Here is a 12,012-nt window from a genome sequence, read left to right as displayed (position 1 = left end):
ACGTACAACCAAATGGTTACACAACAGCTCAGTCAGGACGACGTCAGCCGCATCTTCCAGGCCCTGGCGGATACGACGAGGCGCGACATCCTCACGCGCGTGCTGCGCGAGGAGCAGTCTGTGACCGCCCTCGCCGAGGCCTACGCGATGAGCTTCGCGGCCGTGCAGAAGCACGTCGGCGTGCTCACGAGCGCAGGCCTCACGGTGAAGCGGCGGCGAGGCAGGGAGCAGCTGGTTCGTGCCGACCGGGCGACGATCGCCCAGGCGACGCGGCTCCTCGAATCCTACGAGCGGCTCTGGCGCGACCGAGCGTCCCGCATCGACGCGCTCCTCGCCGACGACGACGAGAGCGCACCACCACCCCCGCGCGCCGACGCTGGCGAGCGGTGAACGAAGGAGAGAGCATCATGCCCGTCATCTCAACGCAGAAGGACGCGGATCAGCGCACGCTGACCGTCGTCACCGAGCACGCCGCGACCCCGGAGCGCGTCTGGCAGCTGTGGGAGGACCCCCGCCAGCTCGAGCGCTGGTGGGGCCCGCCGACCTGGCCGTCCACAGTCGACTCGTTCGAGTTCGCGCCTGGTGGCAGGGTCGTGTCGCACATGACGGGACCGGACGGCACGACGGCGGGGGAGTGGTGGGAGTTCGTCAGCATCGAACCGCACCACACGCTGTCGTTCGACAACGGGTTCGCGCACGACGACGGCTCGCGGAACCTCGACCTGCCCGTCACGCGCTGCACCGTCACGATCGAGGCTGCCGGCGACCTCACTCGCATGACCACCGTCTCCGTCTTCGCGTCTCCGGCAGACTTCGACAGCGTCATCGAGATGGGCATGGCCGAGGGCATGACGGAGGCCATGGGACAGATCGACGCCGTCCTCGCTGGCTGAATCGTCGTGCTCAGCACAGCGGCGCTCGTCGCGGCGGGAGGCCGCGACGAGCGCCGCGTGGGTTTCGGATCGGACTCTGCCTACTTGTTGACCTTGCCGACGAGGTGCTCGCCGGCGGCGACGCGTTCCGCGTCGTCACTGCCGGGGATGACGTTGCCGCGCAGCGAGCGCCCGGCGGTCTCCTTGAAGGTCAGCACCGAGATGAGACCGATGAGTCCGGCACCCGCGAGGTAGAACCCCGGGATGAGGACGTTGCCGGTCTGGTCGATGAGCCAGGTGTTGGCCGAAGCCGCGGTTCCGCCGAAGATCGCCGTCGAGATGTTGTAGCCGATCGCGAAGCCCGAGTAGCGCACCGCGGTCGGGAACAGCGCGGGCAGCGTCGACGAGATGGTCGAGATGATCATGACGAGGAACAGTCCGAGGATGCCGAGGCCCGCGATCTGCGCGATGAGCGATCCGGTCTGGATGAGCATGACCGCCGGCACGGAGAAGACGGTGAAGCCGATGCTCGCGGCGATGAGCTGCGGTTTTCGGCCGATGCGGTCGGAGAGGGCCCCGAACGGCACGATCACGGCCATCATGAGGAGCTGGATGACCACGAGCGAGAACGTCGATTCGGCGGTGCTCTGGTCGAGGGTCGTCGAGAGGTACGTCGGCATGTAGGTCAGCACGAGGTAGAAGGCGACGTTGATGAGGATCACGAAGCCGAAGAGCTTCAGCACCTGCATCGGGTAGTTCTTCAGGAGCGACACGAGCGCGCCGATGGCGGTCTGCTTCTCGCCGGGCTCCTGGGCGTCATCGACGAACGTCTCGGACTCGCTCAGGTGGCGGCGCATCCACAGGGCGACGAGGCCGAGGGGGAGCGTGAGCAGGAACGGCAGGCGCCACCAGCCCTCGAGCATCCCGTCGTCGCCGACGATGAAGGCGAGCGTGGTGCACAGGATGGCGGCGGCGCTTGCACCGGCGAGCGTGCCGAACTCGAGGAACGAGCCGAAGAAGCCGCGCTTGTCATCAGGCGCGTGCTCCGACATGAAGATCGCCGCGCCGGCGTACTCGCCGCCGGCGGAGAAGCCCTGCAGCATGCGGAGCAGGATGAGCAGGATGGGCGCTGCGAAGCCGATCGAGTCGAACGACGGGAGGAGGCCGATCGCCGCCGTCGAGAGGCTGATCATTATGATCGTGAAGACCAGCACCTTCTGGCGGCCGATGCGGTCGCCGAGCGGGCCGAGCACGATGCCGCCGAGGGGGCGCACGAGGAACGAGACGGCGAAGGTCGCGAAGGTCAGGATGAGGGCGAGCGCACCACCCTGGTCGTCGCTGAACGTGAAGAACAGCTGCGACACGTAGATTGCGAGGTAGCCGTAGATGCCGTAGTCGAACCACTCGATGGCGTTGCCGATCGCGGAACCGGCAACCGACCTCCGCGCCGTCTTGCGTTGGATTGGTGTGAGGTCGATCTCGCGGGTCAGGGGTGCAAGGGTGGCACCGGGGCCACCTCTGCTGGACTGATCAGAGGACATGGGGGTGCTCCTTGCTGAATTTTCCACACGGGTGATGTCCAAGCACAGCGCGCGGACCTGGGTGTTACCGGGAAGCCTCCGCGAGACGAAGCGCTATCAACGCGTATGCGCGCGCGGCGACGAGGAGCTCGTCGGTCCGGACGCGCTCCTCCGGCTGGTGCGCCTGCGACTTCACGTCGCCCGGCCCGAGGATGACGACGGGGATCTCGTGGTGACGGGCGATGAAGCCGCCCTCGCAGGCCGCGCTCCACCCGCCGATGCTCGAGGAGCCGCCGGCGTCGCTGACGGCCTGCACCGCTGCGGCCGGCACCACGGAGTCGGGTGGCGTCAGGAACCCCGGCATGGCCATGTCGAGGTGGCCCGTGACGGTGATGCGCTCGCTGTTGAGCATCCCGCTCCCGGCGATGGCTGCGCGGATGCGCGTGAGTACGTCCTCGAGGATGCGTTCCGGTTCCTCGTCGGGGAGCACGCGTCGATCGACGTAGAGCGTGCACTCCTCGGCGACGATCGACGTGCCGTGCCCGCCGGCGATCATGCCGACGTTCCAGCTGCCGGTGCCGATGAGGCCGGGGATGGCGGCGCTCTGCTGCGCGATGCGCCTGGCGTCGTCCTCGATGGCCTGCACCGCGATGGCGGCCGCGGCGATGGCGCTGGCCCCGTCGGCCGGGTTGCCGGCATGCGCCGCCGCACCGCGCAGCGTGATGATGAAGTTCGTGGCTCCTCGGCAGGCGACGACGGTATCGAGGCCCGTGGGCTCGGCGACGATGCACGCCGAGTATGGCGCGATCTCCTCGTCGTCGCTCACCGCGACGGCGGTCGGAGCGTCGGCGATGTAGCGGAGGGCGCCGGTCGCAGTGTCCTCCTCATCGACCGTGCAGAGGAGCGCGAGGCGGACCTCGGGTCGCTCGGCGTGCACCGCCGACATCGCCGCGACGACCGCCGCGAGACCGCCCTTCATGTCGACGGCGCCGCGGCCGATGAGCATGCCATCGATGAGACGCGGCTCGAAGGGGTCGCCGAGCCAGCCGACGCCCGCTGGGACGACATCGCTGTGCCCGAGGAAGAGGAGCGCTGGTCCGTCGCCACCGCCCAGCTCGGCGAGCAGGTTGTGTCGCCCCGGGGCGACCTCGGTGAGCGTGACCTGAGCGCCGGCCCGCTCGCACAGCGACGTGAGGACCTCGACGGTCGCCGCTTCCGTCTCGCCAGGGTTCTCGCCGCGTGCCCTGATCAGCTCCGCCGTGTCGGCGACGATGCTCTCCAGGTCGAGCCGCGAGAGCGCCGATGCCTCCGTCTGGCTCACCCCGCTCATGCAACTCCCTTCACGATGAGCTCGCGGGGAGCGCGGGTGAGGACCTCGACGCCCGTCTCGGTGATGCGGATCGACTCGGAGACCTCGAAGCCGAAGCCCGTCATCCACATGCCGGCCATGAGGTGGAACGTCATGTTGGGCTTGAGCACGGTCTCCTCGCCAGAGCGGATGCTGACCGTATGCTCGCCCCAGTCGGGTGGGTAGCCGATGCCGATCGAGTAGCCGAGTCGGGAGGCCTTGCTGAGCCCCTGCTTCGCGAGCTGGGCGTCCCAGGCCGCGACGGCGGCATCCGGAGTCTGGCCTGGGCGGAGCAGCTCGAGGGCCGCCTCGAACCCGTCGAGGGTCGTCGCCGCCACCCGCTGCAGCTCCGCGCTCGGGGTGCCGAGGCTCACGGTTCGCGCGAGCGGAGCGTGATAGCGGCGGTGCGCGCCAGCGAGCTCGAGGGAGACCGCCTCCCCGGCGACGATCTCCGCGCTCGACCACGTGAGGTGCGGCGTATCCGCCCCCTCCCCGGCCAGCATCATCGGCACGATCGACGGGTAGTCGCCCTCAGACACCCCGACTCCCGCGGCCTGCGCCGCCTGGATCTCAGCGGCGACGTCGCTCTGTCGTCTGCCGCCGCGCAGCGCGTTGATACCGACCGCCATCGCGTTCGAGCTCACGGCGGCCGCGGTCCGCATGAGGGAGATCTCCGCCTCCGACTTCACGAGACGCACCCAGTTGACCAGCTCCCCGCTGTCGACGAGGTCCCACTCGGGAAGGCGGCGCTGCAACGTCAGGAACGAGCGAACCGAGAAGAAGTGCGCCTCTGACTCGTAGCCGACCCGCATACGCCGATCTGCCTGGCCCCGCTCCCGCAGCTCGGTCGCCGCCCAGTCCATGGGGTGCACCTCCGCCCGGTGCACGAGGCTCTCGGGGTAGCCGGCGACCTGCTCGCTCGGCAGCCAGGTGGTGTGGTGCGCGCCATGCGCATCCATCGCCCGCATGACGAGGAGGAGATCACCCTCGGCCGGCACGTAGAGGAACTGCGGCATGTAGAACGACCAGGCGTTGTAGCCCGTCAGGTAGTAGAGGTTCGCGGGGTCGGTGACGAGCAGCGCGTCGAGGCCGGCGTCGCTCATGCGAACCCGAGTGTTCGCGAGCCTCACGTCGAACTCCTCGCGGCTGAAGTCTGCTGGCTGCGACATCTCGCTCCCTCTGTTGCGGCGGTCCCGAGAATCTACTCGCTCGCGGAGCCGGTCGAGTGCATGTAGTTCAATGGATGCGCGATCACTGCCCCGTCCGTCGCCCCGAGGAGCTCACGTGCCAGACAACTCGACACCAGAAGATCCTGAGAAGGACGGCGAGGTCGACTACTCGCAGCGCGACTACCAGGCCCCATCCGGCTACCGCGCACCCGACTTCGTCTCGAAGTGGGCGGCGCAGGACAGCAGGGGCGACGAGCAGCGGCTGGAGGACGAGCGGCGCGAGGCGGAGCGCGACGCCGAGGAGGCGGCCGAGGATCCCTACGCGGCTCCGCAGGAGCACACGCAGAGCTTCGACACCCCGCCTGGGCTGCCCGACCCGCCGCGCACGCTCGAAGAGCTCGATGAGGCCATCAGGCGCGATGCCGCCTCCCAGACGCCGGGATTCGTCGTCCCGGGCGCGGGAAGCAGCGAGGAGCTCACGCAGTCGGCCGACGGGCAGCTGGACCGGCAGGATCTGCTGCAGCGTGTCGCCACCGACAGCAGCTCCCTCCTCGCGAACCGAGCTCGCGACGTGCAGCGGGCGGCCTCGGCTGGCGGGTCGGGGAGCATCGCCAAGCGCCTCGGCGACCTCGCATCCGCACCACCGAGCCAGATCCCAGGAGCCCCGGCCGCCGCATCCGCCTCGACGGCCGGAGGCGGGGCGACGGGCACCGCGAAGAAGAAGGGCGGGGGCGCCTGGTTCGGGCTCATCGCCGCGATCCTGGCCCTCACGTTCGCGATCTCGGGGATCTCGTTCATCGCCTGGGTGCTCGTCGTGGTCTCGCTCATCTCGAGCATCGGCCTCCTCCGCGCGGGCGGCGGGCGGCGGGCCGTCGGGGTCATCACCCTCCTCCTGACCGTCATCGCGCTCGTGATCCAGCTGATCGGGTCGACCGGCGGCTCGATCCGGGGCGCCGTGACCGAGCTGTCCGGCGGCACCGGCACCCTCGACCTCAACGGAACGGCAAGCGTCTCCGGCACCGGCAACGCGCGGTTCGACGTCGTCCTGCCCGATGGCGCCGACGACATCGGCCTGCTGCAGGTCGAGTTCGAGGGCGAGCAGCTGCGCATCTACGACGTCGACGCCGAGGGCGAGCAGATGGGCAGCTCCTCGATCAGCGCCTACTCCGACTACTCGGGCCTCGCCGTCATCAACGACTGGATGGACGACGAGTTCCGGGCCATCGACATCGAAGCGGAAGGGGAGTGGACCGTGACGCTCGTCTCCGTCGACACGCTCCCCTCGTTCGACGCCGAGTACTCGGGGACGGGCCAGGAAGTGCTCCTCTACGACGGTGCCGGGGGCGACGCGACCTTCACGTTCGAGCCCGACCAGAGCGTCACGATCGACACGTTCGGCGCGGACGGCTGGTACGAGAACATCAGCGAGGTGACGTCGCTCACGCGGCCGTTCGAGGCCGGCCCGACGATCATCCGCATCGAGCCGTACGAGGAGGAGACCACCTGGAGCATCAGCTTCGACGGGGCAGCGCCGTCGCCGACTCCGACGCCCTGACTCGCTGCGCTCAGTCCTGCCGGCGATACCGCAGCTCGGGGCGCCCGCGCTTGCCGTAGACCGGCTCCAGCTGGGCGAGTCCTCGCGCACAGAGGTGGTCGAGGTAGCGACGGGCCGTGACCCGAGAGAGGCCGCAGCGCTCGGCGACCTCGAGCGCGGATTGCCACTCGGGATGCAGCTGCGACGCGACGAGCTTGATGGTCGGCTCCGACAGCCCCTTCGGGAGCGGGCGGCTGCGGCCAGGTGGTTGTGCCTGCGCTCCCTGCCGGTCGCCGCCCGTCGTCTGCGCGCCCGCACGGCGAGCGAGCATCCCGTCGATGTCCTGCTGTCGCAGCGGCGAGGTCTGGGCCGGCGTGGACGCCCGGGGCGGAGCGACGGTGCGGGTGTCGCGGTAGTTGGCGAGGCGCGCCTCGAAGTTCGCCTTCGAGAACGGCTTCACGAGGTAGTCCGAGATGCTCGCCGTCGCGAGCTGAGCGACAGAGAGCCGGTCGTTGGCCGAGGAGATGATGATGGCGTCGAACGAGTCCCCGAGGAGGTGGCGCAGGCGACGCAGCACCTCGACGCCGCTGAAGTCGGGCAGGTGCACGTCGAGCAGCACGAGGTCGATGTCCGTGCTCGCGGCGACCTCGAGGGCTTCCTCTCCGGTTCCCGCCACCGCGACGACCTCGAAGCCGTCGACGCCCGCGAGCATCCGCTCGTGCAGGCGCCTGACGGCGGTCTCGTCGTCGACGATGAGGGTGCGGATCGTGGTCACTGGTCCATCCTCCCAGTGCTCGCCGCTTCCGAATCCGCGTCAGCCCGCGTGCTCGCGTTCGGAAGCGTCGCGACGAAGCGGGCCCCGCCGAGCTCGCTGTCCGCGATGACGAGCGCACCGCCGTGCGCCTCGGCGAGGCGGCGCACGAGCCCGAGGCCGACGCCGCGAGGGATCTCGAGGCCGTCCCTCGTCTCGGTGGTCTTCGTCGAGAAGCCAGCCTCCGTGATCCGGTCGCGCAGCTCTGGAGCGATGCCCGGCCCGCTGTCGTCGACCTGGATCCGGAGTCCATCACCCTCCTCCTCGATGGCGACGCGGACGACCCCGTGCTCGCCCTGTGTCTCGACGGCGTCGACGGCGTTGCGGACGAGGTTGCTGAGCACCGTGGCGGCATCGTCGCCGAAGGCGAGCCCCGTTCCCGTGCGGTCCTCGATCTCGACGTCGGCCTGCAGGTGCCCGCCGTGCTCGCAGAGGCGCGCGCTCGCGGCGGCCAGGATGGCGCGGACACGCACCGGGGCATCTGCGAGCGTCTCCTCGAGATCGGGCGCCGCGGCGAGCGAATCGACGGGCGTGAGCGTGCGGATGTAGTCGAGCGCCTCCTCGCGCTCGTCGACCTCGATGAGGCCGAACAGCACATGCAGGCGGTTGGAGAACTCGTGCGTCTGCTCGCGCAGCGCGGACGCCAGACGGCGCTGCGTCTCGAACTCCTGCGCCGCGACGGTGAGCTGGTCGAACCGGCGGCCGAGGAGGAGGGAGACTCCCGCGGCGCAGGCGAGACCGAACAGGCCTGCGCCGACAACCCAGGGGACGACCTGCCAGATGCGTTCCTCGAGCTGCGCCGAGATGGAAGATTCGAGGATGCCGACCGAGGCGGTGCCGACGACGACGCCGTCGCGCCAGACCGGCACCTTCGCGCGCAGGGTGGGGCCGACCGTGCCGACCTCGGTGCCGACGAAGGTCTCCCCGCCCAGCGCGATGCTGGGGTCGGTGGAGACGAGTTCACCCCGCCGCTCCGGCACGGGGTGCGTGATGCGGATGCCCGCATCGTCGGTGATGACGACGTAGTCGACTCCTGCCGACTCGGAGACGAGGTCCGCCAGTGGCTGCAGCGTCGCACCGGCATCCGGGGACCCGACCGCCTCGACGACGGCAGGCAGCTCGGCGAGGCTCATGGCGACGTCGAGCGCGCGCTCCCCGGTCTCCTCGCGGATCGAGGTGTGCTGCACCTGGAGGGCGACGAGCAGCGTCGTGAGCATGCAGATCGCCACGATGGAGAACTGCACGGCGACGAGTGTGATCACGCGCGGTCCGCGCAGCGCCGTCAGGCCGCCGATTCGTGCTCTGTCCATCCCTGCACCCCCTCGTGTCCCGACTCTCGGCGACGGGCCCGCGTGTCCACAAAGACCACAAAGGCCAGAACCCGCCGACGGTCACCGCCGGTGCAATCGTAGACAGAAGCGCAGACCAGCGCGGCGACAGAGTCGTTGCCAACGGAAGGAATACTCCATTGAGTAGAACAAGACTCCCGAACAAGCTGCTCACCTCTCTCTTCGCGATCATCACGGTTGCCGTCCTCGGCTTCGCGGTCGTGGATGCGAGCAGTGCGGGTGCCGGAGCCTCGGCCAGGAGCAAGCTCACGATCATGGCACCGGCCGCCCCAGGCGGCGGCTGGGATGCCTTCGCACGCGAGGCGCAGCAGGCGATGCGGGCGAACGGCATCGTCAACAACGCCCAGGTCGTGAACGTGCCAGGCGCTGGTGGAACGATCGGCCTCAGCCAGCTCCTGCAGATGCAGGGTCGCGACGACCTGCTCATGGTGACGGGCGGCGTCATGGTCGGCGCGACGGTCCTCTCGAACACGGGGGAGTCACTCGCAGACACCGTGCCCATCGCGCGCCTCGCCGACGACTACAACGCGCTCGTGGTGCCGGCCTCATCGCCGTACAACACCCTCGAGGAGTTCGTCGAGGGCATGAAGGCGGACCCGGGCAAGCACTCGATCGCCGGCGGCTCGCTCGGCGGCATCGACCACCTGCTCAGCGGAATGCTGGGCAAGTCGATCGGCGTCGACCCCAAGGACGTCAACTACGTCGCCTACTCGGGCGGCGGCGAGGTGCTCTCCTCGCTCCTGTCCAGCACCACGGCGGCGGGCCTGTCCGGCTACAACGAGTTCAGGGACCAGATCGAAGCGGGCACCCTCAAGGCGCTCGCCATCTCGGCTCCGGAGCCCGTCGACGGCATCGACATCCCCACCTTCAAGCAGGAGGGCGTCGACGTCGCGATGGTCAACTGGCGCGGAGTGGTCGCCCCTCCCGGCATCGACGACGCGACTCGCGACGAGCTCATCGACATCGTCACCGAGCTCGAGAACAGCCCCGAATGGGCGGAAGCGCTGGACCGGAACAACTGGACGGACAGCTTCCAGCCCGGCACCGATTTCGAGGACTTCCTCGTCGGTGAGACAGATCAGGTCACCGCACTCGTGAAGGAGCTCGGACTATGAGTACGCTGCAGAATCCACGCGAGGCGCAGAGCCCGCGTGAGACGGACGGGCCCGGAACGGGCAGCATCTCGACTGAGGGCCGCTCGTGGTGGCACGGCCGCAGCGAGCTCGGCGTCGCCGCCTTCGTCTTCGTCTTGGCCTGCGTCTTCGCGATCGGCACGGCCACCATGGATGTACCGGCGACGGCCGGAGTCCCCGGCCCGCAGTTCTTCCCGACGATCGTCGTCATCCTCCTCTTCATCGTCTCCATCGCGCTCGCGATCACGGTCATCCGCAAGCCGGCCCGCGACGACGAGGACGAGGCCGGGCAGATGCTGGAGATGTCGCCCGAGCTGCTCGAGGACATCGGGCAGATCGACACGACGTCCGAGATCCGAGTGGTCACGGCCGCGGCGGGCGAAGAGCGCAAGAAGCGCACGGGCACCGACTGGAAGACGCTCGGCATCGTCTTCGCCGCACTCGCGGGAACAGCGCTGCTGCTCGAACCGCTCGGCTGGATCATCACCGCCGCCGTGCTGTTCTGGGTCGTCGCGTACGCCCTCGGCAGCAAGCGTCACCTCTTCGACATCGGAGTCGCGTTCCTCTTCTCGTCACTTGTGCAGCTGTCGTTCTCGGCGGGCCTCGGCCTCACGCTGCCGTCCGGAATCCTGAGCGGAGTCCTCCCATGGATCAGCTGACCCACCTCCTCGAGGGCTTCACAGTCGCCCTCACCCCCATCAACCTGCTGTGGCTCCTCATCGGCGCCGTGCTCGGCACCGCCGTCGGCGTCCTGCCCGGCCTCGGCTCCGCGATGGCCGTCGCCCTCCTCCTGCCCGTCACGTTCAGCCTCGACCCGACCGGCGCGTTCATCATGTTCGCGAGCATCTACTTCGGTGGGCTCTTCGGCGACTCGACGTCGGGCATCCTCCTCAACACCCCTGGCAACTCCTCGGCCATCGCCACCACGTTCGAGGGGCACAGGATGGCGAAGGACGGCCGGGCCGCCAAGGCACTCGGCACGTCGGCGATCGGCGCCTTCATCGGCGGCACCATCGCGACGGCACTCGTCGTGTTCTTCTCGCCGTTCCTCGTCCAGCTCGCCACCCAGTTCGGCCCCGCCGAGTACTTCGCGCTCGCGGCGTTCGCGTTCGTCGCGATCTCCTCGGTCGTCGCAGACTCCGTGATCCGCGGCCTCATCGCGCTCGGCATCGGCCTCGCGATCGCCCTGGTCGGCGTCGACGGCCCGTCTGGCGCTGCCCGCTTCACGATGGAGCTGCCGCAGTTCTTCGATGGCATCTCGATCATCGTCGTGACCGTCGGACTGCTCGCGATCGGCGAGGTCCTGCACGTCGCCAGCCGCATCCACCGCGAGGGCGGGCTCACGAAGATCCCCGCGTCCGGCTCGCCGTACCTCAACCTGCGCGAGTTCAAGCAGGCACTGCCTGCGTGGCTGCGCGGCACGGCCTACGGTGTGCCGTTCGGTGCGATCCCCGTCGGCGGGTCCGAGGTTCCGACGTTCCTCGCCTACGGCACGGAGAAGCGGCTCGCGAAGCGCCGCAACGACCCCGACTTCGGCACGCGCGGCTCCATCCAGGGTGTCGCCGCGCCGGAAGCCGCCGGCAACGCGACGGCAGGCACAGCGATGGGCGCGCTCCTCGCGCTCGGGCTCCCGACGTCGGCGACTGCGGCCATGATGCTCGCCGCATTCCAGCAGTACGGGATGCAGCCGGGACCGCTGCTCTTCGAGCGCAGCGGCGACCTCGTCTGGCCACTGCTCGCGAGCCTCTTCGTCGGCCTCCTCATCCTGCTCATCATCAACCTGCCGTTCGCGGCAGTGTGGGCGAAGCTGCTGCTCATTCCGCGCCACTACCTGTACGCGGGGATCACGGGCTTCGCGATGCTGGGTGTGTACGCGATCGCCTCCTCGGCCGTCGACCTGTGGCTGGCGATCGCCATCGGCGTCTTCGGGTTCGTGATGCGCCGGTACGCGATCCCGCTCGCACCCGTGCTCATCGCGGCCATCCTGGGACCCCTCGCGGAGACCGAGCTGCGGCGAGCGCTCGCCGTCAGCGAGGGCGACCTCGGCATCCTGGTCGACTCGCCCATCACGATCGCCATCTACGTGCTCATGGTGGGGGCGATCGTCATCAGCGCCGTCCAGCACCTGCGCACCCGCACCCGCGAGAAGCTGATCCTGAAAGCGAAGACGGAGGCCGTCGCCGTGCAGGCCGCAGAGCGCGAGGACGCGAAGTAGGCGGGCTGCGTCGGAAGACACGCCGCGACGGGCGGGTGGATGCGCGAGAGCGCCCCACCCG

11 protein-coding genes are annotated in these 12,012 nt (G+C 69.3%); 6 read left to right on the top strand and 5 right to left on the bottom strand.

What is annotated here, in order from left to right; translation table 11 throughout:
* The first annotated feature begins 12 nt into the window (after positions 1-12).
* Positions 13-390, top strand: coding sequence for an ArsR/SmtB family transcription factor (locus ITJ67_RS18435; protein ID WP_194678603.1), 378 nt, complete (start codon positions 13-15; stop codon positions 388-390).
* A gap of 17 nt (positions 391-407) precedes the next feature.
* Positions 408-893: an SRPBCC family protein gene (locus ITJ67_RS18430; RefSeq protein WP_194678583.1), complete on the top strand. Its 486-nt coding sequence runs from the start codon at positions 408-410 to the stop codon at positions 891-893.
* Between the two features lie 80 nt (positions 894-973).
* Here the strand turns inward: ITJ67_RS18430 and ITJ67_RS18425 are convergent, their stop codons facing one another.
* The 3 genes from ITJ67_RS18425 to ITJ67_RS18415 form a co-directional block, all read right to left on the bottom strand.
* Entirely contained in the window at positions 974-2,413 is a 1,440-nt protein-coding gene (locus ITJ67_RS18425) for an MFS transporter (RefSeq protein WP_104306295.1), read from the bottom strand.
* A 64-nt stretch (positions 2,414-2,477) separates the two neighbouring features.
* A complete protein-coding gene (locus ITJ67_RS18420; RefSeq protein WP_194678581.1) occupies positions 2,478-3,722 on the bottom strand; it encodes a M20 family metallopeptidase in 1,245 nt (414 codons plus the stop codon).
* Positions 3,719-4,909, bottom strand: a complete 1,191-nt coding sequence (locus ITJ67_RS18415; RefSeq protein WP_194678579.1) for a M24 family metallopeptidase — start codon at positions 4,907-4,909, stop codon at positions 3,719-3,721. Before ITJ67_RS18415 ends, ITJ67_RS18420 begins: the two co-directional genes overlap by 4 nt.
* Positions 4,910-5,024: 115 nt before the next feature.
* On the opposite strand from ITJ67_RS18415, the gene ITJ67_RS18410 reads away from it, so the two are divergent.
* The gene (locus tag ITJ67_RS18410; RefSeq protein ID WP_194678578.1) at positions 5,025-6,464 is read left to right on the top strand and encodes a hypothetical protein; all 1,440 of its coding nucleotides are present in this window, start codon (positions 5,025-5,027) and stop codon (positions 6,462-6,464) included.
* 10 nt (positions 6,465-6,474) lie between these two features.
* Here ITJ67_RS18410 and ITJ67_RS18405 read toward each other — a convergent pair whose 3' ends face one another.
* Positions 6,475-7,218: a response regulator gene (locus ITJ67_RS18405; protein WP_160074973.1), complete on the bottom strand. Its 744-nt coding sequence runs from the start codon at positions 7,216-7,218 to the stop codon at positions 6,475-6,477.
* Entirely contained in the window at positions 7,215-8,564 is a 1,350-nt protein-coding gene (locus tag ITJ67_RS18400; protein ID WP_194678576.1) for an ATP-binding protein, read from the bottom strand. Before ITJ67_RS18400 ends, ITJ67_RS18405 begins: the two co-directional genes overlap by 4 nt.
* Positions 8,565-8,722: 158 nt before the next feature.
* Here ITJ67_RS18400 and ITJ67_RS18395 point away from each other — a divergent pair, with 158 nt between their 5' ends.
* From ITJ67_RS18395 to ITJ67_RS18385, 3 genes are read left to right on the top strand one after another with little or no spacing between them, the layout of a single operon-like run.
* Positions 8,723-9,718, top strand: coding sequence for a Bug family tripartite tricarboxylate transporter substrate binding protein (locus tag ITJ67_RS18395; RefSeq protein WP_194678575.1), 996 nt, complete (start codon positions 8,723-8,725; stop codon positions 9,716-9,718).
* Entirely contained in the window at positions 9,715-10,395 is a 681-nt protein-coding gene (locus ITJ67_RS18390) for a tripartite tricarboxylate transporter TctB family protein (protein WP_194678574.1), read from the top strand. Before ITJ67_RS18395 ends, ITJ67_RS18390 begins: the two co-directional genes overlap by 4 nt.
* A complete protein-coding gene (locus ITJ67_RS18385; protein WP_194678573.1) occupies positions 10,383-11,951 on the top strand; it encodes a tripartite tricarboxylate transporter permease in 1,569 nt (522 codons plus the stop codon). Before ITJ67_RS18390 ends, ITJ67_RS18385 begins: the two co-directional genes overlap by 13 nt.
* Positions 11,952-12,012: the final 61 nt, after the last annotated feature.

Source organism: Pseudoclavibacter sp. VKM Ac-2867, assembly GCF_015351275.1.
Taxonomy (GTDB): Bacteria; Actinomycetota; Actinomycetes; order Actinomycetales; family Microbacteriaceae; genus Pseudoclavibacter.
The sequence above is the reverse complement of the archived record's forward strand: the minus strand, read 5'-3'. Positions and strand labels throughout refer to the sequence as shown.